General features: G+C 36.1%; 24 protein-coding genes. 13 read left to right on the forward strand and 11 right to left on the reverse strand.

Annotated elements, in window-relative coordinates:
- Nucleotides 1-7: 7 nt before the first annotated feature.
- A complete protein-coding gene (locus WFK35_RS02615) occupies nt 8-1252 on the forward strand; it encodes an NAD(P)/FAD-dependent oxidoreductase (protein WP_336731214.1) in 1245 nt (414 codons plus the stop codon).
- Between the two features lie 55 nt (nt 1253-1307).
- On the opposite strand, the gene WFK35_RS02620 is transcribed toward WFK35_RS02615, so the two are convergent.
- Together WFK35_RS02620 and WFK35_RS02625 are read right to left on the reverse strand one after the other, a co-directional pair.
- The gene (locus WFK35_RS02620) at nt 1308-1874 is read right to left on the reverse strand and encodes an SHOCT domain-containing protein (RefSeq protein WP_214587534.1); all 567 of its coding nucleotides are present in this window, start codon (nt 1872-1874) and stop codon (nt 1308-1310) included.
- Between the two features lie 73 nt (nt 1875-1947).
- Complete coding sequence (locus WFK35_RS02625; RefSeq protein ID WP_336731215.1) at nt 1948-3243, reverse strand: phenylacetate--CoA ligase family protein; 1296 nt, start codon at nt 3241-3243, stop codon at nt 1948-1950.
- A 618-nt stretch (nt 3244-3861) separates the two neighbouring features.
- Here WFK35_RS02625 and ileS point away from each other — a divergent pair.
- The 7 genes from ileS (at nt 3862) to trpS (ending at nt 10816) form a co-directional block, all read left to right on the forward strand.
- Nucleotides 3862-7251, forward strand: coding sequence for an isoleucine--tRNA ligase (gene ileS, locus WFK35_RS02630; RefSeq protein WP_336731216.1), 3390 nt, complete (start codon nt 3862-3864; stop codon nt 7249-7251).
- 59 nt (nt 7252-7310) lie between these two features.
- On the forward strand, nt 7311-7691 hold the full coding sequence (locus WFK35_RS02635) for a TraR/DksA family transcriptional regulator (RefSeq protein ID WP_050019754.1): 381 nt from the start codon (nt 7311-7313) through the stop codon (nt 7689-7691).
- A gap of 81 nt (nt 7692-7772) precedes the next feature.
- On the forward strand, nt 7773-8018 hold the full coding sequence (locus tag WFK35_RS02640; RefSeq protein ID WP_235131600.1) for a DUF6576 domain-containing protein: 246 nt from the start codon (nt 7773-7775) through the stop codon (nt 8016-8018).
- Nucleotides 8019-8036: 18 nt separating this feature from the next.
- The gene (locus WFK35_RS02645) at nt 8037-8228 is read left to right on the forward strand and encodes a DUF2683 family protein (RefSeq protein WP_336731217.1); all 192 of its coding nucleotides are present in this window, start codon (nt 8037-8039) and stop codon (nt 8226-8228) included.
- The gene (locus WFK35_RS02650; RefSeq protein WP_235131598.1) at nt 8228-8866 is read left to right on the forward strand and encodes a lipoprotein signal peptidase; all 639 of its coding nucleotides are present in this window, start codon (nt 8228-8230) and stop codon (nt 8864-8866) included. Before WFK35_RS02645 ends, WFK35_RS02650 begins: the two co-directional genes overlap by 1 nt.
- A 15-nt stretch (nt 8867-8881) precedes the next feature.
- Entirely contained in the window at nt 8882-9526 is a 645-nt protein-coding gene (locus tag WFK35_RS02655; RefSeq protein ID WP_336731218.1) for a SanA/YdcF family protein, read from the forward strand.
- Nucleotides 9527-9847: 321 nt separating this feature from the next.
- Nucleotides 9848-10816, forward strand: coding sequence for a tryptophan--tRNA ligase (gene trpS, locus WFK35_RS02660; protein WP_336731219.1), 969 nt, complete (start codon nt 9848-9850; stop codon nt 10814-10816).
- A 54-nt stretch (nt 10817-10870) separates the two neighbouring features.
- On the opposite strand, the gene WFK35_RS02665 is transcribed toward trpS, so the two are convergent.
- From WFK35_RS02665 to WFK35_RS02685, 5 genes are all read right to left on the reverse strand, one after another.
- A complete protein-coding gene (locus WFK35_RS02665; protein WP_336731220.1) occupies nt 10871-11566 on the reverse strand; it encodes a YjjG family noncanonical pyrimidine nucleotidase in 696 nt (231 codons plus the stop codon).
- A 203-nt stretch (nt 11567-11769) separates the two neighbouring features.
- Entirely contained in the window at nt 11770-12360 is a 591-nt protein-coding gene (locus WFK35_RS02670) for an RNA polymerase sigma factor (protein WP_214587541.1), read from the reverse strand.
- A 192-nt stretch (nt 12361-12552) separates the two neighbouring features.
- A complete protein-coding gene (locus WFK35_RS02675) occupies nt 12553-13044 on the reverse strand; it encodes a hypothetical protein (RefSeq protein ID WP_336731221.1) in 492 nt (163 codons plus the stop codon).
- Between the two features lie 81 nt (nt 13045-13125).
- Nucleotides 13126-14406, reverse strand: a complete 1281-nt coding sequence (metK, locus tag WFK35_RS02680) for a methionine adenosyltransferase (protein ID WP_214587543.1) — start codon at nt 14404-14406, stop codon at nt 13126-13128.
- A 240-nt stretch (nt 14407-14646) separates the two neighbouring features.
- On the reverse strand, nt 14647-15597 hold the full coding sequence (locus tag WFK35_RS02685; RefSeq protein ID WP_076396233.1) for a LysR substrate-binding domain-containing protein: 951 nt from the start codon (nt 15595-15597) through the stop codon (nt 14647-14649).
- Nucleotides 15598-15729: 132 nt separating this feature from the next.
- On the opposite strand from WFK35_RS02685, the gene WFK35_RS02690 reads away from it, so the two are divergent.
- The 5 genes from WFK35_RS02690 to WFK35_RS02710 all read left to right on the forward strand — a co-directional run bounded on the left by WFK35_RS02690 (nt 15730) and on the right by WFK35_RS02710 (nt 19994).
- Nucleotides 15730-17217 carry a catalase gene (locus WFK35_RS02690; protein ID WP_214587544.1) on the forward strand — a complete coding sequence of 496 codons (1488 nt, stop codon included), beginning with the start codon at nt 15730-15732 and terminating at the stop codon, nt 17215-17217.
- A 105-nt stretch (nt 17218-17322) separates the two neighbouring features.
- On the forward strand, nt 17323-18090 hold the full coding sequence (locus tag WFK35_RS02695; RefSeq protein ID WP_235131946.1) for an enoyl-CoA hydratase/isomerase family protein: 768 nt from the start codon (nt 17323-17325) through the stop codon (nt 18088-18090).
- A 48-nt stretch (nt 18091-18138) separates the two neighbouring features.
- Nucleotides 18139-18561, forward strand: a complete 423-nt coding sequence (locus WFK35_RS02700) for a deoxycytidylate deaminase (protein ID WP_235131947.1) — start codon at nt 18139-18141, stop codon at nt 18559-18561.
- 6 nt (nt 18562-18567) lie between these two features.
- Entirely contained in the window at nt 18568-19482 is a 915-nt protein-coding gene (xerD, locus tag WFK35_RS02705; protein WP_214587547.1) for a site-specific tyrosine recombinase XerD, read from the forward strand.
- Nucleotides 19479-19994: an NUDIX hydrolase gene (locus WFK35_RS02710; protein ID WP_076396224.1), complete on the forward strand. Its 516-nt coding sequence runs from the start codon at nt 19479-19481 to the stop codon at nt 19992-19994. The genes xerD and WFK35_RS02710 overlap by 4 nt, the downstream gene beginning before the upstream one ends.
- 573 nt (nt 19995-20567) lie before the next feature.
- Here WFK35_RS02710 and WFK35_RS02715 read toward each other — a convergent pair.
- The 4 genes from WFK35_RS02715 to WFK35_RS02730 form a co-directional block, all read right to left on the reverse strand.
- Nucleotides 20568-21026 carry a heme-binding domain-containing protein gene (locus tag WFK35_RS02715; protein WP_336731222.1) on the reverse strand — a complete coding sequence of 153 codons (459 nt, stop codon included), beginning with the start codon at nt 21024-21026 and terminating at the stop codon, nt 20568-20570.
- A 2-nt stretch (nt 21027-21028) separates the two neighbouring features.
- Nucleotides 21029-22774: an Ig-like domain-containing protein gene (locus WFK35_RS02720; protein WP_336731223.1), complete on the reverse strand. Its 1746-nt coding sequence runs from the start codon at nt 22772-22774 to the stop codon at nt 21029-21031.
- 25 nt (nt 22775-22799) lie between these two features.
- On the reverse strand, nt 22800-24062 hold the full coding sequence (locus WFK35_RS02725) for a serine hydrolase domain-containing protein (RefSeq protein ID WP_336731225.1): 1263 nt from the start codon (nt 24060-24062) through the stop codon (nt 22800-22802).
- Nucleotides 24063-24214: 152 nt separating this feature from the next.
- The coding region (locus WFK35_RS02730; RefSeq protein WP_336731226.1) for an NAD(P)-dependent oxidoreductase at nt 24215-24737 on the reverse strand (523 nt) is incomplete at its 5' end.

The raw sequence follows: 24737 nt of genomic DNA on the forward strand, positions 1-24737 counted from the left end.
ATCAAAGATGAGTAAAGAATTTGTTGACGTTCTTGTAATCGGTGCCGGACCGTCCGGTTGCGTATCTTCTTCATATTTAAAGAAGAACAGCGTCAACGTGAAAGTTGTTGAAAAAACAAAATTTCCAAGACTGGTGGTTGGAGAAAGCCTGATTCCGCGTGTGATGGATCATTTTGATGAAGCCGGACTTTTCCCTGCTCTTGATAAAATGGGCTTTGAGAAGAAACTGGGAGCACGTTTTTTAAGAGGCAACGAAGTCTGCATTTTTGATTTCAGTAATAAATTCGGGGAAGGATGGGACTGGACGTGGCAGGTTCCGAGAGCTGATTTTGATAATGTTTTGGCTCAGGAAGTCATTAATAAAGGAATTGACCTTGAATTTGAAACGGAAGTGATCGGCATTGAGTTCAACGGAACAGATTCTGTAACGACTGTAAAAAATAAGAACGGCGAAATAAAAGAAATTCATGCCAAATTTGTGATCGATTCCAGCGGTTACGGAAGGGTTTTACCGAGACTTTTGGATTTAGAAAAACCTTCAAAGCTTTCTCCTCATTCTGCTATTTTTTCTCACGTAAAAGACATTAACCGGGAAGAAGGAACGGAAGGAACTCTGATTTCTTTTGATATTATCAAAACGGAAGTATGGCTTTGGGTAATTCCGTTCTCCAACGGAAACACGAGCGTAGGGATTGTAGGACCAACTGATTTTATTGATAAACTCTCTGAAAACGGCGATACAACGGAAGCTCTGAGAAAAGCAATTTCCCTTTCGGATTATTATGTAAAACGTTTCGGTGATGTAGATTTTCTTTTTGAACCTCAACATCTGAAAGATTATTCGTGCTCGGTAAAAAAATTGTACGGTGACGGTTTTGCGCTTACAGGAAATGCTTCGGAATTCTTAGATCCGGTTTTCTCTTCAGGAATGGCTTTTGCCACAGAAGGCGGAATGACCGCTGCAAAATTAGCCTTAAGACAACTGAACGGCGAACAAGTAGACTGGCAAAAGGAATTTGCAGACTATATTTTATACGGAGTTGATGTTTTCACAACCTATGTAAAAGAATGGTACACCGGAAATCTTCAGGAATTATTTTTTCACCAGCCGGAAAATCCTGATGTAAAAAGAAAAATCTGTGCAGTTTTGGCGGGTTATGTCTGGAACAAGAAGAATACTTTTGTGAGAATTCATGATACGGCGATTAAAAATCTGGCGGAATTTATTAAGGCAGAAAAGCAACAAGCATAAAAAATGGTCTGAGATTTTCAGACCGTTTTTGTTATTTGAATAATTGATTTCTAAATCAGTTTTCGCTCATGATTCTTTCTTTTTCCTTTTGAAATTCTTCTTCGGAAAGAACTCCTGAATCTTTCAGCTCTTTAATTTTTTTAAGTTTATCGTATTTTGATTCTTTTATAATTTCCTGAATCTGATTTTTTGTTTTAGGTAAAAATTCTTCGGGAACAACAATTTCACCCGATTTTATTGCATTTTCAACATCCATTTCATAGTTAATTAAACTTTGACCGATTTTCGCATAATATACATATCCGTTCTTCTTATTTCCTCTGGTCATTATTTTTTTAACTTTAAAAGTAAGACCTGAATTGCTTCTTCGAAATGAATTCGCCTGATTTGCCAATCCCTGATATCCCGTTGTTGAATAATAATTGAAAAGTGACGATGCGTTTGTCCTGATAAACTTAAAATCCCCGTCATTCATTGAGCCTGTTCCTATTTTTATACTAAGCCCTTCATAGACTTTAAATCCTGTTGAAGTCGTTAAGGTATCATTTTCGAACTTTGGTTCATGTTGAGCATGGCAGATCAATGTAAAAAGAAAGATTAAAATTGAGATTATTTTTTTCATGTTTAAAAATTTTCCCAAATTTAAATTCTAAGAAAACGATAGCCTTACGCCATCCCGTAATCTTCGTTATTTTTTAGTTTCGTAAATCCAAAAAGACAATAGGCTTTCTGCTGTTCGGGTTAAATACCGTTTTAGATAAAACATCAAAATCGACCAGTTCAATTTTCGGACTCACTCTTAATTTTGCTCTGAAATGATCTCTTACTTCATTTACAAAACTCTCGGAATCGCTGTCTGTGCTTATTCTAATGATAATTTCATCCAACCCGATTTCGTTTGACTGAATAACAATCTGATAACAGAGAATCTTATTGAAATCATTTAAAATATCATTCATCGCAGGCGGATACAATGTAGTGCCTTTGTATTTGATCATCTGCTGTTTTCGTCCGATAACAGGACCCAACCTCATTGTATTTCTTCCGCATTTACAAGGCTCATAATGTGCTTTTACAATATCTCCTGTTTTAAATCTCAACAACGGAATCGCTTCAACGCCCAACGTAGTGATCGTTAATTCTCCGCTTTCGCCTTCTCTCGTGGGATTTCCTTCATCATCAAGTATTTCGGTGATAATTAATTCCGGATGGTGATGTCCGCCAATTTGTTCTTCACACTCTGTAAAAGCGGTGCTCATTTCCGTCGAAGCGTAGGTTGAGAAAAGTTTAATATCCCATTTTTCTTTAATCTTTTGGGATAAAATATTATCCGTAAAATCCTGATTTTTTATACTTTCTCCGATGCACACAGCTCCATAAACACTGGAATTTTTATAATCAATTCCGTGTTTTTCGGCATAATCGATCATTTTTAGCAAAAAAGACGGAACGGTGATTAAATATTTCGGTTTGTATCTGAAAATAGAATCCCATTGAAGTTCCGGAATTCCCGGTCCCATTCTTACCACACTGGCTCCCATTTTTCTGAGTCCTAAAAAGTAAGCAAGTCCCGCCATGAATCTTTTATCGATCGTGGTAATCATCTGTACCACATCACCTTTCTGAATTCCTGCACACGCAAAAGAAATAGCTTCATTGTAGGCTAATCTTTCAAGATCGTTATCTGATAATCCAAACGTTACAGGATCTCCCAGTGTTCCGGATGTCGTGCTGTAATCCACAATTTTATCGGGTGTCACACAGAAAAAATCATCGTTATGCTGCTGAATATCGTTCTTCGTGGTGGTCGGAATTTTCTGTAGGTCTTCCAAAGTCTGAATATCAGCAATATGGATATGGTTTTCTTTGAATACCTTTTGATAAAAGGGTGAATGAGTTTCAAGATACGTTAAAAGTTCCTGAAGCTTCTGCTCCTGAAACTTTTTTATTTCCTGAATGTCTGATCTTTCGATGGATGGATAAAAGTCCAATGGTTTTTATTTTTAAAGGACAAATTTATTAGTTTATTTTAATTTGTCGCAGGTTTTGTTGATTATGCAGATTTATTTTCCTGCGGATTTCGATGATGACTTGTTTTGTTATTATTCGTGAAAAGCATTTTGCGATAAGTGTTAACGCAAATTTGCTGTTCTGCAGTCTTTTATTTTACAAAGCAAAAGCAAATAATTTGCTTCGCGAAGCCTGAAAATATCGCTTTATCAGATCAACATTTGGATTAACTCTTTGCTCATCAGAAAAGAACAGTATCATTATAAATAAATTTTGCGTTTAAATTTATAAACGAAAATGTAAGCTTCGGTTAAAATCAATTTGAATACTACTATTGAAACGGGCTAAAGCCCGCCCCTATCAATAAACATCCATAAGAAATCCGCGGTATTTGTGAAAACATTCGTGCTATTTGTGTTTAAAAACATCTTCAAAAGTTTATAATCAACCCCTGATTGTTCACAAAAAATTAATCTTTTCATTTATTTTTCTGAAACAGAAGTTTTTAATAGGAAATATCAAAATAAAACATATATTATAAACCGACAAATTTTAGTAAATTTGCCAACTTAATTAATCAACGATATTGATATATTACAATGAGCCAATTTAAAGAGTACAAAAACCTCAACCTTATTGACGTAGCCGAGAACATCGCAGAATTCTGGAAGCAGAATAAAACTTTCAATAAGAGTGTTGAGATTCGTGAGGGGCAACCTGAGTTTGTGTTTTATGAAGGTCCGCCTTCAGCAAACGGTATGCCCGGAATTCACCACGTAATGGCCAGAGCGTTGAAGGATATTTTCTGTCGTTATCAGACCCAGAACGGAAAGCAGGTTTTCCGTAAAGCGGGTTGGGATACGCACGGACTTCCGGTAGAGCTTGGTGTGGAAAAAGAATTAGGAATCACTAAAGAAGATATTGGCAGAAAAATTTCGATTGAGGATTACAACAAAGCATGTCGTGAAGCGGTAATGCGTTATACAGATGTATGGAATAACCTTACTGAGAAAATAGGATATTGGGTAGATCTTGATGATCCGTACATCACGTACAAATCAAAATACATGGAAACGGTTTGGTGGCTGTTGAAACAATTGTACAACAAAGATCTGCTGTATAAAGGTTACACGATTCAGCCGTATTCGCCAAAAGCAGGAACCGGACTTTCTTCAGCGGAGTTAAATATGCCGGGCACGTATCACGATGTTTCGGATACTACGATTGTTGCGCAGTTTAAAGTAAAAAAAGAATCTACCGATCTGTTTAATGATGTTGAAGGAGACGTAAATATTCTTGCATGGACGACAACACCTTGGACTTTGCCTTCCAACACGGCTTTGGCTGTTGGAAGAGACATTGAATATGTTGTGGTTAAAACTTTTAACCAGTATACTTTCCAGCCGGTAACTGTAGTTCTGGCAAAAGTTCTTCTGAATAAAAATTTCGGAAAAAAATATGCGGAAGGAACAGATGAAGATTTCGCAAACTATACTTCGGAGAGCAAGACCATTCCTTACCAGATTTTAAAAGAATTTACGGGAGAAAAATTAACCGGAACGCAATACGAACAATTAGTTCCTTGGTTTACACCAAACGACACTCCTGAAAAAGCTTTCAGAGTGATCTTGGGAGATTTTGTAACCACGGAAGATGGAACCGGAATCGTTCACATCGCACCTACTTTCGGTGCAGATGATGCGAAAGCGGCAAAAGAAGCCGGAGTTCCCCCTATGTTGGTAAAAGATGAAAATGATAATCTGGTTCCGCTGGTAGATTTACAGGGAAGATTTATTCAGGGAGAAAGTGTTCCTGAATTATTCTCAGGAAAATACATCAAGAACGAATATTACGATGAAGGAACTGCACCCGAAAAATCATGGGATGTGGAACTGGCAATTTTGCTGAAAACTGAAAATAAAGCCTTCAAAGTAGAAAAATATGTTCACAGCTACCCTCATTGCTGGAGAACAGACAAGCCTGTATTGTATTATCCGCTGGATTCATGGTTTGTGAAAATGACGGCTGTAAAAGACCGTTTGGTAGATTTAAACAAAGAAATCAACTGGAAGCCGAAATCTACAGGAGAAGGACGTTTTGCGAACTGGATTGAAAATGTAAACGACTGGAATCTTTCCCGTTCAAGATATTGGGGAATTCCTTTGCCAATCTGGAGAACAGAAGATCTGAAGGAAGAAAAAATCATCGGATCTGTAGAAGAATTATACAACGAGATTGAAAAATCTGTAGAAGCAGGATTGATGACTGAAAATCCGTTTAAAGATTTCATCATCGGAGATATGTCTGAAAATAATTATGCATCTGTTGATCTGCATAAAAATATTGTAGACAAAATCGTTCTGGTTTCAGATTCAGGAAAAGCGATGAAGCGTGAGAGCGACCTGATCGACGTTTGGTTCGATTCCGGTTCAATGCCTTATGCGCAATTGCATTATCCTTTTGAAAACAAAGAATTAATTGATAATAATAAAGCGTTCCCTGCAGATTTCATTGCGGAAGGTGTTGACCAGACAAGAGGATGGTTCTACACGCTTCATGCGATCGGAACAGCGGTTTTTGATTCTGTTGCTTATAAAAATGTAATGAGTAACGGACTTGTTTTGGACAAAAACGGGCTGAAAATGTCAAAATCCAAAGGAAACGCGGTAGATCCGTTTGAAACTTTAGCGGTTTACGGTCCGGATGCAACACGTTGGTATATGATTTCCAATGCGAATCCTTGGGAAAACCTGAAATTCGACATCGAAGGAATTGATGAAGTGAGAAGAAAATTCTTCGGAACATTGTACAATACGTATTCATTCTTTGCGTTGTATGCGAATGTGGACGGATTTAATTATTCTGAAAAAGAAGTTGAGAACAGACCGGAAATCGACCGATGGATTCTTTCTGAGCTGAATTTGTTAATTAAAGAAGTTAAAGCATTCTACGAAGATTACGAACCAACAAGAGTAGCAAGAGCGATCAATACTTTTGTAAATGACAATTTATCCAACTGGTACGTAAGACTTTGCAGAAGACGTTTCTGGAAAGGAGATTATTCGGAAGATAAAATCTCAGCTTATCAGACTTTATATACGTGTCTTGAAACGGTTGCGAAATTATCTGCGCCAATCGCTCCGTTCTTTATGGATCAGTTGTATCAGGATTTAAATAAAGTAACCGGAAAAGAAACTGCGGAATCGATCCACTTAACGGATTTCCCTGTTGCTGATGAAAGCTTAATTGATCAGGATCTGGTTGAAAAAACGCACTTGGCGCAATCTGTTACAAGTATGGTTTTTTCTTTGAGAAAGAAAGAAAACGTAAAAGTTCGTCAACCTTTACAAAAAGTTTTAATCCCTGTTTTAGATTCAAAAACGGAAGAGCAGATTTCAGCGGTTGCAGATTTAATTAAGCAGGAAGTAAACGTTAAAGAATTACAGTTAATTAATGCTGAAGAAGCATCGCATTTAATTGTAAAACAGATCAAACCGAACTTCAAAGCTTTAGGTCCCAAATTAGGAAAAGATATGAAAACGGTGGGTGGAGAAATTACCAATTTCACCGCAGAACAGATCTCCACTTTGGAAAAAGAAGGAAAAATTGATGTGCAGGGTTACGAAATCACACCGGAAGATGTGGAAATCTCCACAAAAGATATTCCGGGATGGACGGTAACTTCCGACGGAAAAACCACTGTGGCATTAGATTTGACGCTAACAGATGAATTAAAATCTGAAGGTATCGCAAGAGAATTCATCAATAGAGTTCAGAATCTGCGAAAAGAGAAAGATTTCGATTTGACGGACAGAATTATCATCTCTCTGGAAGAAAATGCTCCTTTCATTGATGATATCAAGAAGAATGAAGAATATATTTCATCCGAAGTCTTGTCAAATAAAATAGAAATTGTATCTTCACTTTCAAATTTTAACGAAATCGAAATAGATGAGGTTAATTTTAAGATAAATGTTGAAAAAATTTAACTTATAGTTATTGTTTTTCAAATTCCATTTCATAATTTTATTAAAAAAGAGAAACGAACATGTCAGACGAAAGAGTAAGATACAGTGATGCTGATTTACAAGAATTTAAAGCAGTTATTAAGGAAAAAATAGAAAAGGCTGAAAAAGATTTACAACTGATCAGAGAAAGTTTTATCAACGATCAGAATAACGGAACGGATGACACTTCCCCTACTTTCAAAGCATTTGAGGAAGGCGCTGAAACGTTAAGTAAAGAACAGAATTCTATTTTAGCCGGAAGACAGGAAAAATTCGTACGTGACCTGAAAAACGCTTTGATAAGAATTGAAAACAAAACTTACGGTGTATGCAGAGTAACGGGTAAACTTATTCCGAAGGAAAGACTGTTGGCTGTTCCTCATGCTACGCTGAGCATCGAAGCGAAAAATATGCAGAAATAACCAAAAGGTTAGCTACAATAAATTTGGGTTTATATCGTATTTCAAGGAATACTTTATAAACCTAATTTTTAATATCTACCCATGAATGAATTATTAATTTTAGCAATTATCGTTGCCGTCGTATTGGCATTTTTCAACAGAGACCGGATCAAAAACAGGTTCTTTCCGGATGAAAAACGCAATTATACGATTGACGATCAGTTTAATTCTGATAAACGGGAAAGGGAAAAAGAAATCGACCGTCTTCTGAGTAAGATGGGAAAAAACGGAGTGAATGACCTGTCTGCAAAAGACAGAAAAAGACTCGATGAACTGTCTAAAAAGTAAAATTTAAATTTAAAAAAAATGGAATCTATAATAGTCCACACCAAAAACGCAATGGAGCTTACTGCCCTGAAAAGTGTTTTGAAAGAAATGAACATTAAGTTCGAAAAATTCCATACCAAGAATATCCATCACAACGAGAAAACCGTAAAAAAGATCGTTGAGAAAAAGAACGAAAAAATAGGAAAACCTTACAAACCAAAAGGATTATAATGAAGAAGATAGCATTTGTAACCTTGCTTATTTTATTGATAGATCAGGCTTCAAAAATTTATGTAAAAACGCATTTTAATCTTGATGACAGCATTTCTGTGCTTCCGGGATTTAAATTAACGTTTGTAGAAAACCCAGGAATGGCTTACGGACTGCATTTCGGAGGCATTATCGGGAAATATTTTCTGGTTCTGGTAAGAATTATCCTGATCGGAGGAATGATCTATTTATTTAAAAAATGGTTACAGAAAGGAGAATCCAATTATCTTCTGATTCCGATGGCAATGATTTTTGCCGGAGCAATCGGAAACTTAATAGACGGAATGTTTTACGGACTTATTTTTGACAGCGGAACGGTTTACGATGAGAGCATCAACAGATGGATCGGATATGGAGGAATTTCGAAATTCACCAGTTTCGGGGAAGGATATTCTACTTTCATGAAAGGCTGTGTGGTTGATATGCTGCATTTTCCGCTGGTAGACTGGAATGTTCCTGAAAGCTGGCCTTTAATCGGAGGAAAACATATAGAATTTTTTAAATATATTTTCAACGTAGCCGATTCGGCGATTACAGTGGGAGCTGCTTTATTATTGATTTTCAGAAAAAAAGCATTTCCGAACGGTCTGGAATTTTAAAAGAATGTACTGTTGATGAAAAAATTAATTAAAAACATTTTTAAAATTTTCCTGCTTCTTTTTGTGGCAGGAATTATTTTTATTGCCTGGGCGAATTACAGCATTAAAAAAGACAGCGAAGCCCATATATCATACAATATCTCAGAAGTTCCCAAAATGAAAACAGCACTTCTTCTGGGAACAGGGAAAACATTGAGCAACGGAAAACCGAATGCTTATTTTTATAACAGAATTAAGGCTGCTGCAGATCTTTATAAAAGCGGAAAGGCGAAATACATTATTGTAAGCGGTGATAACAGCCAGAAAAACTATAATGAACCTGAAGATATGCAAATGGCTTTGATGGAATACGGAGTTCCAAAGGATAATATTTTTCTGGATTTTGCCGGTTTCAGAACACTGGATTCTGTTGTACGCGCGAAGGAGATTTTCGGGCAAAATCAATTAATTATTGTTTCACAGAAATTTCATAATGAAAGGGCGGTATTTTTAGCCCAAAAAAACGGCATGAAAGCATTTGGATACAATGCTCCGGATGTTAATAAATATGCCGGTCTGAAGACGAATCTTAGAGAATATCTGGCGAAAGCAAAAGCCTATCTGGATTTAATTTTGGGCGTAGAACCGAAATTTGGAGGAGATAAGATTTTGATTCCTTAATGTTTTTTTCTTGCAGATTTTTAACGCAAAGTTTTTAATTTGATAATAATTACTTTTCTAAGTGTGCAAAGAAGCATCAACAAGTTGATTTGATGAAGCTCCGTTTTCAAGCTTCGTGCAGCAAATTTATTTGCCTTTGAATCCTAAAAATAATACGCTTTAAATAAATCTTTGCGTTTAAATTTTCCAAACACAAATAACGCTAATGTTTTTACGAATACCACAAACAATAAAACATAAACATCTCTGTAAATTCATGGAATCTGAGGGAGAATTAATTAAATTTGCAGTTCATTAATTTTTAAATATAAATTTTAAACAATGTCAAGAATTCTTACCGGCATTCAAGCCACCGGAACACCTCACTTGGGAAACTTGTTGGGTGCAATTATTCCTGCGATAGAATTATCCAAACAGGAAGGAAACGAATCATTTTTATTCATCGCGAATCTGCATTCTTTAACGCAGATTAAAGACGCGAAAGAACTGAAACAGAATACCTACGAGATTGCTGCGGCTTGGCTTGCTTGTGGATTAGATACCGAAAAAACATTTTTTTACAGACAGAGTGACATCCCTGAAACCTGTGAACTTTCTTGGCATTTATCATGTTTTTTTCCTTATCAGAGATTAACTTTGGCGCATTCATTCAAGGATAAAGCAGATCGTTTGCAGGATGTGAATGCCGGTTTGTTTACGTATCCGATTTTAATGGCTGCAGATATTTTATTATACGATGCAGAAATTGTTCCGGTAGGAAAAGACCAGCTTCAGCATTTGGAAATTGCGCGTGATGTCGCTTCCAGATTTAATAATCAGATGGGAGAAGTTTTTGTTTTGCCTCAATCTGAACTTCAGGAAAATACGAAATACGTTCCCGGAGTTGACGGACACAAAATGTCTAAATCGCGAGGAAACATTATTAATATTTTCCTGCCTGAAAAGGAACTGAAAAAGCAGGTAATGAGCATTGAATCTGACTCTAAGACACTTGAAGAGCCAAAAGATCCGGAAACGGATAAAACTTTTGCCATCTATCAGTTAATTGCTACTCCGGAGCAAACCGAAGAATTAAGAGCGAAATATTTAGCCGGAAACTTTGGTTACGGTCATGCGAAAAAAGAACTTCTGGATCTTATTTTAACAAGATTTGAAAAAGAAAGAGAACTTTTTTCTTATTATATGAACAATCTTGATGAACTGGAAGCAAAACTTCAGGAAGGCGCAGCAAAAACGAGAGTGATTGCTACAGAAACGATGAAAAGAGTGAGAGAAAGTCTGGGAATTTAATGTTCTGAGCTTTAAGATATGGTTTCGGCGGCACCTTCGGTGCCGCCGAAACTCTTATAAATACTCTTTAATCTGTAAAAGATGTGTAATCACTTTCAAGCCTTCTTCGGATTTGTTTTCCTTTAAAACATCAAAGAAAATCACATCCATACCAAAATTCTGAGCGCCAACAACATCTGCAACCCAGTCATCGCCAATTAAAATACTGTTTTCTTTCGTGGCTTCTGAAAGGTTCAGGGAATATTTAAAAATTTCGGGACGCGGCTTTCTTACACCAACTGTATCTGCACTTGTGATGGTCTGAAAATACCTGTCAATTCCGGACAAAATACACTTTCTCTCCGTCACTTCTTTGAACCCGTTTGAAATAATATGCAGTGTGTAACTTTTTGCCTTAAGATATTCCAGAATATATTCTGCACCTTCTACAAGTTCATTATGATTGAGAATTTTATCTAAGAAATGTTCCTCGAAATACATTGATAATTCCGGATCATCAACACCAAAATGTTTAAAGGTATCATAAAAACGGTGTTTTCTCAGATATTCTTTATCAATAATTCCGTCGCGGATATCTTCCCAGAGTTTTTCATTGATTTCATGATAAACAGAGTGGAATTCTTCAAACCTGATATTGTACTTTAACCCGATTTCTTCTTTCTCAAAAAGATCTTTTATCGTTAAATACGCATTGCGGCGGTGATCCCAAAGTGTATTATCAAGATCAAAAAAAATGTGCTGAATTTTCATACAGCACAAAATTAATAATTTTAATTTTTGGATACAGGATAATTCTTGCCTTTGGCTTTCACTACCTCGACGCTCTTTGAAAAGTTGAGTAAAAACTCAATAGTTTGTTTCTTAGGTTTCAAAGCTTTCACTTTTAAGGAATCATTTTTTTTCATAGGCGAAAATGTTTTTCCTTAAAAACGGGAATTTTCAGAAATTATTATTTATCTAGTTAAGATAATATTATTTTCATCCATGATTTTTCTCAGGTTGATTAAAGCATAGCGCACTCTTCCCAGTGTAGTATTGATACTCATGTCGGTATGATCCGCAATTTCTTTAAAACTTAACCCGTCAAAAAATCTTAGTTTAATTACTTCCTGCTGATTTTCAGGCAAAAACTGAAGCATTTTTAAAAGATCTTCCTGAATCTGATTGGTTACAAGCTGATCCTCGATATTTTCGGAAGGCTCTCTCAAAAGATCAAAAACAGAATATTCGTCCGTTTCAAAAGTAGTTTCTGAAACTTTCATATTTTTAGATTTTAACCTGAAATGATCGATAATAAGATTATGGGCAATTCTTTTCGCCCAAAGAATGAATTTTCCTTCTTCGTTATAGCGTCCTTCCTTCAGCATAATGATAATTTTCATGAAGGTATCCTGAAACACATCATTTGCTAAATCTTCATCATTAATTTTGTAAAAAATAAATGTAAACAACTCTCTCTGATGGCGGTGTATAAGGGTAGACAACGCCTCTTCGTCTCCTTTTTGGTAAAGGGAAATTAGTAAACTATCCGATTTTGATTTCATAACTTCTTCTCAATAAATATTGCTGACTGTAATTCCAGATATTTTATCTGGCTTCAGCTGTAAATACAAAACAATTCTTCAGAGTAAAGTCGAATCAATAGGCGGATACAATTTTTCTATGGTGTAAATATAATAAATTTTTAATAACTGTTAACCATTTATTAACTTTTTACGAGAAAAATTTAAAAAAATCTACTTAAACATATCGTGAATGAATACAGTAGGGATATTTAATGTAAAATTAACATTTATCCCCTTCAGTTCCTTACCATTTATTCCGCTGTTTCCGATCGGGAAAGCATATCCTCCCGTAAGATCAAGAATCCCGAAAAGCGTAACACCTACCTTCGGAGCAATATATTTGTTGGTTCCTTCCGCTCCCATCAGAAAATAGTAAGAATGGTTGAAATCTACATTTTTTTCAAAATTTAACAGAACATCGGCTGAAATTTTAGGCATGACAGCAAATTGGGAATGCGCAGAACCCATTAATGCGGAAGCTCCCAAACGGTAAAGAACATCATCATTTTTTAAGAAAAGCAGCTTCCCTCCTATTTCCCCGAAACTCTGGTTTTGGTACGTATATCCTACGCTTATCATTTTATGTACGGTTAACTGGGCTTTAGCAAATGTACTCAGGAAAAATACGGAAAGGATTGCGATTGCAAATCTGGCGTTTATCATCTTCAAATTTATTTAATGTAAAAATAAAAAAAACTGCCTTATCAAAAGATAAAGCAGCTATTTATATTGTATAAGTTTAAATTAAATTCCGAAAGAAGCTTTAATTTCTTCTACTTTGTCTAATTTTTCCCATGTAAAGAACTCAAGGTTTTCCAGAGTAAGCTCATTTTTATGACCTTTATTGAAAGTTTTGCTGGCAACATAATGCTCTTTTCCCATGTGCCCGTAAGAAGCTGTTTCCTGATAGATCGGGTTTCTTAGCTTTAAGTTCTGCTCGATTGCGTAAGGTCTCAAATCGAAGATGGTAGAAACTTTTTTAGCAATTTCTCCATCGTTAAGATCTACTTTTGCTGTTCCGTACGTGTTAATGTACAATCCGCAAGGTTCAGCAACCCCGATTGCGTAAGAAACCTGTACCAAAACTTCGTCAGCAACTCCTGCAGCCACCAGATTTTTAGCAATGTGTCTTGTTGCATAAGCAGCACTTCTGTCTACTTTTGAAGGATCTTTTCCTGAGAATGCACCTCCACCGTGAGCTCCTTTTCCTCCGTACGTATCTACGATAATCTTTCTTCCTGTAAGACCTGTATCTCCGTGAGGACCACCGATTACGAATTTACCTGTCGGATTGATATGATATTTGATCTGATCGTTGAATAACGCTTTAATTTCTTCTGTCTGTAAAGCAACTACTCTAGGAATCAGAATATTTTTGATGTCTTCTCTGATTTTGTTCAGCATTTCTTCTTCAGATCCGAAATCGTCATGTTGTGTAGAAACTACGATAGAGTCGATTCTGATTGGTTTATGATCGTCAGAATATTCAATAGTAACCTGGGATTTTGCATCAGGACGAAGATATTTAATTTCTGAATCTTCTCTTCTGATCGCAGAAAGTTCCTTAAGAATAGTATGTGCAAGATCCAGAGCCAAAGGCATGTAATTCGCCGTTTCGTTGGTTGCGTATCCGAACATCATTCCCTGATCTCCCGCTCCCTGTGCATTCGCTTTAGCTTCGAAAGACTCATCCGTTACCACTCTGTCTACTCCCTGATTGATATCCGGAGACTGTTCGTGGATCGCAGAAATAACCCCACAAGAATCTCCGTTGAACATATATTCTCCTTTTGTATAACCAATCCCGTTGATTACCTCTCTCGCGATCGTCTGAACATCAAGATAAGCATCAGATTTTACTTCACCGGCTAAAACCACCTGTCCTGTTGTAACAAGGGTTTCACAAGCTACTTTTGAATTTTTGTCGTATGCTAAAAAATGATCGATTAATGCGTCGGAAATCTGATCGGCAATTTTGTCCGGATGTCCTTCTGAAACAGATTCAGATGTAAATAAATAAGACATATTATTCTATTTGTTTTTAGATTAAAAAAATATACGAAGAAAAATAAGAATAAATTGTCTAATGAAGGTCTAAAAAAGAATACTGTTTTAGCATATTTTTATAGAGGTTGCAATCAGGTCAAATTTTTCCTCGTTCGTAAACGTTGGCAAATTTAAGTACTATTTTTTAATACTCAAAATTTTTGTTTACTTATTATCTCTTCTTTAAATTAATGATTTGATGATATTTAACATAAAACACTATTGCGGTTTTATGCTTACAAATTCTTTCGGATTCTCGTGATAATTCAGTTTTTTCTCTAAAGAATTTCTGATAGAATGCGATAATTCATCAATAATTTTCTGCTTAAAGGTTGGTTTGTAGTAAATAATGCTGATTTCTCTGTACGGGAAAGGCTTCTTAAATCTGAAAACATTCTCCTTCTGTACATCTGAAAGCTGATTAAGAGCCAACTCAGGTAAAATACTGATTCCTCCAACTTTATCCACCATATGAACCAAAGTCTGGATATTAGAAGCGAGAAAATCTAAGTTTTTAGGCTTTAAAGTATTTTCTTTTAAATGACAGATATTTTCGAACTGGTTTCTCAGACAGTTCCCTTCTTCAAGAAGCCACACTTTTTCTACATTCAGTTCTTCCGGAACGACATAAGAGTTTTTCTTGTTGGCTTCTTTCTCAGAACTGTAGATCATCAATTCTTCATTAAATAAGAAATCCTGATAAAATTCATCTGCCGCATCGTAAGGGGTAGAAATAATTCCGGCATCCAACTCCCCTGCTTTCAAAGCTTTGATGATGTTGTCCGTTGTCATTTCTTTTACATTCATCTGGATTTTCGGGTTTTCTTCCAAAAATTTGAAGATTTCCGTAGGCAGGATGAAAGAAGAAACGGTAGGAATGATTCCGATATTGATGGTTCCTCCTAAAATATTGTTTAAAAGATTGGCTTTATTTTTAAGTTCATTGACAGATTCTATAATCACCTTCGCCTGATCGATGATCTGAAGCCCCACATCTGTGGTACGGATCGGGTGCGTTGTTCTGTCGAAAACCTTCACATCCAGTTCGTCCTCAAATTTCTGTATCATTGCACTTAATGTAGGCTGCGTAATGAAGCATGCTTGAGCCGCTTTCCCAAAATGTTTGTACTTATCAACCGCGATAAGATACTCGAGTTGCTGAATGTTCATCTGATTAATATTATCTATGACAAAGATAAAATGTTTTTGCCATTTGCAATTAAAAATTCAAGTAAATTTGATATTTAGTACCTTTACATAAACAAAAGCAGTTAAAAAATCATTCACAAAAATCATAAATCTATGGATTCTAAAAAATTAACCTTAAGTAACGGCGCTCCCTATTACGAACATCAGGATTCACAAACAGTCGGCCCAAGAGGTCCGGTATTGCTGCAGGATTTTATTTTACAGGAAAATCTTGCTCATTTTGTAAGAGAAAGAATTCCGGAAAGAATTGTTCATGCAAAAGGGACTGGAGCTTACGGAACGTTTACGGTTACCCACGATATTACCCAATATACAAAAGCAAAATTATTTTCTAAGGTTGGCAATTCATGCAGAATGTTTGCTCGCTTTTCCACGGTAGGCGGAGAAAAAGGAAGTGCAGATACGGCAAGAGATCCGAGAGGTTTTGCTTTAAAATTCTACACAGAAGACGGAAACTGGGATCTTGTTGGAAACAACACGCCGGTTTTTTTCATCAAGGATGCGAAAAAATTTCCTGATTTTATCCATACCCAGAAAAGAGTTCCGAAAACCAATCTGAAAAGCGCAACCATGATGTGGGATTTCTGGAGCCTGAATCCTGAATCTCTTCATCAGGTTTTGATCTTAATGTCAGACAGAGGAACGCCTTACGGACACAGACATATGCACGGTTTCGGATCGCATACTTTCTCTATGATCAATGCTCAGAACGAAAGAGTCTGGGTGAAGTTTCATTTAAAATCCAAACAGGGAATTAAAAATTTCACGAATGATGAAGCGGTAAAAATGGCAGGAGAAAATCCTGATTTTGCTCAGGAAGATCTTTGCAACGCGATTGAGGAAGGAAATTTCCCGAAATGGACGATGTACATTCAGGTGATGACGGAAGAACAGGCAAGAGACTTCAGATGGAATCCTTTTGATATTACCAAAGTATGGTTCCAGAGCGATTTCCCGTTAATTGAAGTCGGAGAAATGGAACTGAATGAAGTTCCTGTTAATTATTTTGCTCATGTTGAACAATCTGTTTTCTCTCCGAGTAATTTAATCGACGGAATCAGCTTTTCACCCGATAAAATGCTTCAGGGAAGATTATTTTCTTATCCGGATGCGCACCGGTACAGAGTGGGCGTAAATGCTCATCTGCTGGAAGTTAACAGATGTCCTTTTGCAGTTAATAATTATCAGAGAGACGGATTTATGGCAGATTCAAGCCATTATCAGGACAAACCGAATTATCATCCGAACAGTTTTGATGATATTAAACCGGATCCTGCTTATAAAAGTTTCGAATATGAACTGGACAGTGCACATGTGGCAAGTTACAACAGAAACGAAAATGATGACGATCATTACACCCAACCCGGATTATTATATACAAAGGCAATGAATACCGAAGACAGACAAAACCTTGTAAATAACATCGTTGGAAGCATGAAAGGAATTACAGGACCCAAAAGAGACGAGATCATTAACAGACAGTTATGTCATTTTTTCAGAGCCAATATTGAATTGGGCATGAAGGTAGCTTCTCAATTGAATGTGATTATTGATGCAAATATGATGAACCACACGAAATAAGTATCTTAAACAATAATTTCAATCAGAAGGAAAAAAAATCAATATTTTTTCCTTTTTTTTATAAAAAATTCATAATTTGCACAGAATAATATTTTAAAGTGGAAAATGGGTTACGAAAATATATTATTAAATAAGGAAGATAAAATATCTATTATTACAATAAACCGACCTGAGAGTTTAAATGCACTCAATGCTAAAACGATCAGCGAATTAAGTTCAGCGTTGAACGAATTAGATTCAGACCAATCCTGCAGAGTAGTTATTCTTACAGGAAGCGGTGAAAAATCTTTCGTTGCTGGAGCAGACATTAAAGAATTCAGTGATTTTGGACAGGAAAAGGCAGAAGAACTTGCCAGAAACGGACACAATACTTTATTCAATAAAATTGAAAATATGACCAAGCCTGTAATTGCAGCCGTAAACGGTTTTGCATTAGGCGGAGGTCTTGAGCTTGCCATGGCATGCCACATCAGATACGCATCGGAAAATGCAAAACTGGGACTTCCGGAAGTAACTTTAGGATTAATTCCCGGTTACGGAGGAACCCAAAGACTGCCGAAGCTTGTAGGAAAAGGTATTGCCAATGAAATGATCTTCTCTGCCAAAATGGTTCCTGCTGCAAAAGCAAAAGAAATCGGACTGGTAAATGAAGTGTATCCAATAGAAGAATTATTAAATAAGACAAAAGAATTAGCTAACATTATTGCCCACAATTCACCAATGGCAATTTCGAAAGCAATTCATGCTGTAAACTTATCGGACACGGATAAAGGTTTTGAAACTGAGATTAAATATTTCGGAGAGCTTTTTGAAATGGACGACAAAAAAGAAGGAGTTTCTGCTTTTCTTGAAAAAAGAAAGCCAAGCTTCTAAACTTTTTACCCTTAATACAAATTATTTCGAAACAAACAATGCTGCGGTATGAATAAGTTTGACAAAGCTTATCTAAAAATGGCTCAGGAATGGGCAAAACTTTCCTACTGTAAACGAAAACAAGTAGGAGCTCTTATCGTAAAAGATAGGATGATTATTTCAGATGGTTATAATGGTACTCCTTCAGGATTTGAAAACTGCTGTGAGGACAGTGACGGGAAAACACACTGGTACGTACTTCATGCAGAAGCGAATGCTATTCTAAAATTAGCCGCTTCCACGCAGTCTGCAAAAGGTGCAACATTGTATTTAACGCTTTCGCCATGTAAAGAATGCAGTAAGCTGATTCTGCAGGCGGGAATTACCAGACTTGTCTACATCAATGAATATTCGGATGACGACGGGATATCATTTTTAAGAAACCACAATATTGAAATAGAGCAAATTTCGGAAAGTGAACTAAAAAAATAACACAACATGACTTGGGATGAAAAAATTAAGGATTTTGAAATCTTTCTTCGATTCGAGAGAAACTTTTCAGAAAACACTCTCGACGCCTATATTCGAGATATCAGAAAACTAAAAGAATATGCAGAAGAAGATCTGGGCAACGTCGGGCCCGATACTATAGGCTACGAAAATCTGCAGGAATACATTTTCAATCTTTCCAAACAAAAATTCAGCGAAAGATCTCAGGCGAGATGGATCTCTTCCATTAAAGCATTCTTCAAATTTTTACTGGAGGATGAATACCGTGAAGACAATCCGGCCTCTCTGCTTGAAGGTCCGAAACTTGGACTTTATTTACCGGATACTTTAAGTCTGCCCGATATCAACAGGATCATCAGCGCGATTGAAGTAAACTCTGATCTTGGAAAGAGAAACCAGTGTATCATCGAAGTTCTGTACGGATGCGGACTTCGCGTTTCGGAACTTATTGATCTGAAAATTTCCAATATCAATTTTAAAGAGCAGTATATCAAGGTAAACGGAAAGGGAAACAAAACACGTTTCGTCCCTTTGGCGGATTATACGGCAGATCTTTTGGAAAATTATATTCAGGAAGTACGTTCCAAAAGTAAAATCAATAAAAAATATGAGGACACTTTATTCCTGAACAGCCGCGGAACGTCAATGTCCAGAGTAATTGTATTTTTAATTATAAAAGAATTAACAGACAAAGCGGGCGTAAGCAAAAAGATATCACCGCATACATTCAGACATTCTTTTGCAACCCATTTGCTTCAGAATGGTGCAGATCTTCGTTATATTCAGGAAATGCTCGGTCATTCCAGCATTACAACGACAGAGATCTACACCCACCTGAAAACAGAAGAGCTGCGTGATGTGATCTTGTCTTATCACCCGAGAAATATTAATGTAACTCAATGAAAATATTGAAATATTGCCCCAACTGCGGCAAAGAATCTTTACAGTGGGATGGAGAAAGAAAATGGAGCTGCCAAAACTGTGGTTTCACATTATACAACAACGTTGCCGGAGCGGTAGCGGTGGTAATAAGATATAATGATGAAATTTATCTTACAAGAAGAAACAGAGATCCTAAAAAGGGAAAACTCGATCTTGCAGGAGGTTTTGTAGATCCGAAGGAAAGTGCAGAAGAAACCTGTAAAAGAGAACTTTTTGAAGAGCTGCAGCTGGATGTTGATATTTCAAATTTAAAGTACTTAACGAGCCTTCCAAACGTCTATCAATATAAAGAGATTGATTATAATACCATTGATCTTTTTTATGAATACCGCGTTCCGGAAAAATTTGAAGTGAATCTTGAATTGTCTGAAATTTCAGAAGCAGTCTGGATTCCTTTAAAAGAACTGAATCTCGAGGACATTGCTTTTGATTCTCAGAAAAAGTTTTTTGAAGAGTATCTGAAGAATATTTAATATTCCTGAAATATATTCTCCCGCAGATTTTACAGACATCTACTGAATATGTGAAATTTGCGGGAGATTTTTTATGCTCTTGCTTTGCATGATCAATATAAATTAACCTCAGTTCGGAATAAGAAATAAATTTAAACAATAGATTTATAGCATTATATTAATTTATCGCAAAGAAAAACAAAGATTTTTTTACTATTAAAAATTTGTAAGCTGAACAAAGGCACTTCGTTTATTTAAAAACACAAAAATGGTATTACTTTGATAAGTTTACGCCTTTGTATATCTTAAAAGCTGAATTTCTGATAATTGAATCTCTTTGTTTAACCTTGCGGTTAAGAAGACCTATGCCGAACTCACGTTAAATTAAAGATTTTTAAGTTGATTTTCGAAATCTGGATTATTTTATTGCAAAGAAAAACGAAGAATTATTCTCTGAAATAATTTTAAGATAAATAATGCCGCTTCGCTTATCCAAGCAATACAAAAGTGATTGATTTCCAGAATAGAATAACAATGAAAATCAAACAGTTAAAACTATTTATCTTTTTAAATTCTTATACCGATTAAGTATGATTAATACGTTTTGGATTTCAGCATCTGATCAAAATACTGAATCAGTAAAGCTCTTTCTGCATCGGAAAGATTAGCTTCCTTGTGATAAACAATATAACCAGGCATTGGCATGGTTTTATTCTGAATGGTCTGGATCGACTTACTCAGCATACTCTGCTTTAAATCTTTATTATAAGTATCCCAGATAGAAAAATTAAGATGTTCCCGTCCTTCATTGATATGGCTTTTCACAGACCATGAAATAGGTGCGATGTAAGCATATTTAGGGTAAACCGTTTCGTTGGAATGACAATCGTAACACGCTCCTTTCAATAATTTCTGAATTTTTGAAGGCGTTTTTTTAGCATCCACAAAATTCACTTTGTGATCAACCGGAGGATTTACTTTATCTGTTGAAATAAACTGAATTAAAGCAAATCCCAGCAAAGTCCAGAAAAATATTTTCTTAAATGTTTTCATATTTATCTTGAAGGCGTTACCAAAGCATCATTTCCTTTCAGATCAAGCTTATTAGCATCTTTCGACTGAGATTTCGGCTCTGCTTTCGGTGTGCTTATTTTTGACGGATCCAAAACTCTTGTATCTTTCAGATCCCAGTTTTCGTTGCTGTCCCAAAGCGGTCTTACGATGGCTGTTTTGTAGTAAATGTAGGAATCTTCCGCGAAAGTTTCGTTCTGGAAATCTGCTTCATCCCAAAAGCCGTTTTCGTTATTATCCACTAAAATCCTTACAATGTATTCTCCCGGTTTAAGAATATCAAATTTAACCTCGCTTCCTTTGGTATATTTCTGGAACAATACTTTATCTGAACTGTCTAAAAGTTGCAGCCAGTAACTTGATGCAGGAGCGTTCTGAAGGATGAATTTTAAGCTTCCGAAATTTTCAACTTTATCCACTTCAAAATCGAAACGTTTCGACTGATAATTCTTCGCAAAGAATGATGAAACGGTTTCTTTAGGAACGGTAAGCTGATATTTTTTACCTGAAATAAAATCTGCGTTCACCAAAATCTGATACGGATTCTTCTCTGAGATTTTTGCGGTAAAAGGAACAGTGTTCAGGGAATCTCCTGCAACTCTGAAAATCCATTTATCAGTGTTTATTTTATCCACGTAATAATTGGAAAGGATTTTAAAGTCTTCTCTCGGAGCAAGCATTGCACCGCCGTTATCGCTGTTGATGTCCATTGCGTTTTTCGCATTGTATCTGTAAAACAACGAGGCGTTGTAAAGGCTGTCTTTTTTTCCGACACCGGCATTATATCCGAATTTTAAATTCTCGTTTGTAGTCTGTCCTACATCACTTTTCACGGCATCAAACCAGATTCTTACGGAATCGGACTTCGGAGCGTGGGTTACCTTGTAATCCTTTATTTTCTCGTTTAAAGGTTTTACGGTTACTTCATTCGGTTTTCCTTCGAAAGTCATAAGAACTCCTCCCGGAGCTTCTTTCATTTCAAGATATTTCACCGGTTTTTTAGACGGATATAATTTCAGATTTAATCCTGAAACCGATTTTTCTACGACAACAGGATCTTTCTGGAAACCTACTTTTTCTTTTCCCGGATCGTAGATGGAATTTCCGTTTTCATCTTCAAATGCGATGATTTTATATTTTCCGGCAGCAAGATAATTCAGTTCAAAATAGCCATCATCATCAACTTTTGTTATATAATACGGCTTTTGCTTGTAATTGATGGTATCTTTTACCTGATACAATCCGACAACAAATTTATTTTCACTGGCTTTTTTTATGGATAAAGCATCTCTTACATCCCCGCTTACATAAAGATCATCAAGCTTATCTCCAGTAGAAAACGCGAAATTGTAATATCTCAGAATATTGGCTTCATTATTATCTGCAATAGAATTTCCGAAATTAAAATTGTACGTAGTATTTGCCTGTAAAGTATCTTTCCACTGGATCAGGATAAATTTATTGGCAATGTTGGAAGGAACAATTCTGGTGATATTTTTAATCGGCGGAGAAATATTCAGGTTTTTGTTGATGTCTTTTAACGTAATGTATTCGTCAAAATCTATTCGCAACTGCTTTATATCTCTCGGAACATTTACTCTTGAAGAATCTATATTTGAGCTTAAAAATTTCGGAGCCAAGGAATCTTTTGCGCCCCCGATAGGAGAACCTACTCTTGCACAAGACTGCAAAAGAAAAGCGAAAACCAATAAAAAAAGAATTCTTTTCATGAAGATGTTTACGCAAAAATAAACATTATTCTCCATAAACTTCACCATGACCTTTTAATGTATCTCGATCATCGCTCATTACGCTGTGAAGTTTATCTTTCTGAGGCGGAAAATCTTCAAATAATCCCGATAAAGCCAAAGCGGTATACACTCTGTTGGAATATTTATTTCCGATAGCAATAATGGTAACTTTAGATTTCAGAAGATGCGCAAAAACAGAATTGGTTCCGTGCCACCAACCATTGTGATATGTAAGTTTTTCCCCGTTATCAAAAATTTTCATCCTGAAGCCGAAACCGTAATTATTCATTCCGAATTTTTCATTGCTGTAAGGCGTGAAAACCTGCTCCATCAATTCAGGCTTTAAAAAATCTTTCGAAAACATTGCTTTTGAAAAGCTGTATAAATCTCGCGGTGTGGTATATACATTTTTATCTCCGTAAATTAAATCCAGTCTGTCTAAGGGATACAGTTTATTGCCTCCGTAATAAAAAGACTGTGACGCCGTCGGAATATCTTTTTCCTGAAAAATATAGGAGTTTTTCATTTTCAGAGGATCAAAAACCATTTCTTTCATCGCCTGAGGAAAAGGAACTTTTGTTACTTTTTCAATAATTAAAGCCAACATGGCAAAATTGGTGTTGCAGTACATAAATCCGGTATCGGTTTCTCTCGCCAGATCCGGTTTATATTTAATGATCATATTCAAAATATCCTCATTCGTAAGGAACGTTTTTGAAAGTTCTGCGGGAGCCGGCTGAATTTTCGTGATGAAGTATTCGTATTTCGGGAGACCGCTTCTCTGGTCGAGCAATGTTTTAACGGTAACATTCGGATAAGGAAAACCCGGAAAATACTGGGTAAGATGATCGGATAAATTCACTTTTCCTGCTTCCACCAACTTAAGCATTGCCATTGCGGTTAATGTTTTTGAAACGGAAGCGACATGAAGCGGCGTATTTTTACCGATCGGGTTCTGATTTCCTTCTCTGGCAAAGCCTCTGTAATTTTCGTAAATAATATTATCTCCTTTCGCAACTAAAATTCCACCGCTCAGATCGCCGTTTTCCCAAACTTTTTGGTAATAACTGTTGATGTAATTTGCAAGTGAAGCCTTATTGACAACCTGACTTTCGGCAGGTGTAAAAACTTTGGCTAAATCTACATTTCCGTAATTGGGAAGATTGGTGGTGCTTTCAGCGACACTGTCCTGATTTTCAGATTTTTTTTTGCAGGAAAAAAGAAATAAAAAGGCAGATAATACAAGGATAAAATTACGCTTCGTCATGAGTTTCGAAAATGAGCGGCAATTTAATAAAACTCGAAATAATTCGTATCTCCTGAATAGAAATTATGAATTATTTAACATAAATAAAAATGAAAAATAATTCATAAAATAGTATCGTCAAAATCTATTTCTAATCTTACTGAATTTCAAGGCTAAGCAAACTTTGCCACAATTTTATCTACAATCACCTGCGCCAGTTTTTCCTTGCTCTGAACCGTCCATCCTGCAATATGCGGAGTCACAATTACTTTCTCGGATTCCAAAAGGTATTGAAGGTCTTCATTTTCCGTTTCCAGATTTTCGAAAGAAGATTTTTCGTATTCCAGAACATCAAGACAGGCTCCTTTTACTTTACCTGCTTTTATTGCCTCAACTAAACTTTTCGTTTCAACATTCTTTCCTCTTGCTGTATTTACAAAATAGAAATTGTTTTTCATATCAGAGATAAACGGACCATCCACCAAATAATAGGTCTGTTCTGTTAGAGGAATGTGTAAGCTTACAACTTCAGCTCTTTCCTTTAATTCTTCAAGAGAAACCTGTGTTGCAAATTCATCCGAAAGATCCGGTAGAATATCATAAAAAATCACGGTACAGCCAAAACCAGAAAGTCTTTTTGCCGTAGCTTTTCCCATATTTCCGTAACCGATGAGTCCGACTGTTTTTCCCAACAGT

It is taken from the genome of Chryseobacterium sp. VD8, assembly GCF_037149975.1.
Taxonomy (GTDB): Bacteria; Bacteroidota; Bacteroidia; order Flavobacteriales; family Weeksellaceae; genus Chryseobacterium; species Chryseobacterium indicum.

Bases quoted from the DNA above. Each gene is read 5' to 3' on its own strand.
- WFK35_RS02615 (WP_336731214.1), top strand. From the start codon at position 8: ATGAGTAAAGAATTTGTTGACGTTCTTGTAATCGGTGCCGGACCGTCC.
- WFK35_RS02620 (WP_214587534.1), bottom strand. From the start codon at position 1,874: ATGAAAAAAATAATCTCAATTTTAATCTTTCTTTTTACATTGATCTGC.
- ileS (WP_336731216.1), top strand. From the start codon at position 3,862: ATGAGCCAATTTAAAGAGTACAAAAACCTCAACCTTATTGACGTAGCC.
- WFK35_RS02635 (WP_050019754.1), top strand. From the start codon at position 7,311: ATGTCAGACGAAAGAGTAAGATACAGTGATGCTGATTTACAAGAATTT.
- WFK35_RS02640 (WP_235131600.1), top strand. From the start codon at position 7,773: ATGAATGAATTATTAATTTTAGCAATTATCGTTGCCGTCGTATTGGCA.
- WFK35_RS02645 (WP_336731217.1), top strand. From the start codon at position 8,037: ATGGAATCTATAATAGTCCACACCAAAAACGCAATGGAGCTTACTGCC.
- WFK35_RS02650 (WP_235131598.1), top strand. From the start codon at position 8,228: ATGAAGAAGATAGCATTTGTAACCTTGCTTATTTTATTGATAGATCAG.
- WFK35_RS02655 (WP_336731218.1), top strand. From the start codon at position 8,882: ATGAAAAAATTAATTAAAAACATTTTTAAAATTTTCCTGCTTCTTTTT.
- trpS (WP_336731219.1), top strand. From the start codon at position 9,848: ATGTCAAGAATTCTTACCGGCATTCAAGCCACCGGAACACCTCACTTG.
- WFK35_RS02665 (WP_336731220.1), bottom strand. From the start codon at position 11,566: ATGAAAATTCAGCACATTTTTTTTGATCTTGATAATACACTTTGGGAT.
- WFK35_RS02670 (WP_214587541.1), bottom strand. From the start codon at position 12,360: ATGAAATCAAAATCGGATAGTTTACTAATTTCCCTTTACCAAAAAGGA.
- WFK35_RS02675 (WP_336731221.1), bottom strand. From the start codon at position 13,044: ATGATAAACGCCAGATTTGCAATCGCAATCCTTTCCGTATTTTTCCTG.
- metK (WP_214587543.1), bottom strand. From the start codon at position 14,406: ATGTCTTATTTATTTACATCTGAATCTGTTTCAGAAGGACATCCGGAC.
- WFK35_RS02685 (WP_076396233.1), bottom strand. From the start codon at position 15,597: ATGAACATTCAGCAACTCGAGTATCTTATCGCGGTTGATAAGTACAAA.
- WFK35_RS02690 (WP_214587544.1), top strand. From the start codon at position 15,730: ATGGATTCTAAAAAATTAACCTTAAGTAACGGCGCTCCCTATTACGAA.
- WFK35_RS02695 (WP_235131946.1), top strand. From the start codon at position 17,323: ATGGGTTACGAAAATATATTATTAAATAAGGAAGATAAAATATCTATT.
- WFK35_RS02700 (WP_235131947.1), top strand. From the start codon at position 18,139: ATGAATAAGTTTGACAAAGCTTATCTAAAAATGGCTCAGGAATGGGCA.
- xerD (WP_214587547.1), top strand. From the start codon at position 18,568: ATGACTTGGGATGAAAAAATTAAGGATTTTGAAATCTTTCTTCGATTC.
- WFK35_RS02710 (WP_076396224.1), top strand. From the start codon at position 19,479: ATGAAAATATTGAAATATTGCCCCAACTGCGGCAAAGAATCTTTACAG.
- WFK35_RS02715 (WP_336731222.1), bottom strand. From the start codon at position 21,026: ATGAAAACATTTAAGAAAATATTTTTCTGGACTTTGCTGGGATTTGCT.
- WFK35_RS02720 (WP_336731223.1), bottom strand. From the start codon at position 22,774: ATGAAAAGAATTCTTTTTTTATTGGTTTTCGCTTTTCTTTTGCAGTCT.
- WFK35_RS02725 (WP_336731225.1), bottom strand. From the start codon at position 24,062: ATGACGAAGCGTAATTTTATCCTTGTATTATCTGCCTTTTTATTTCTT.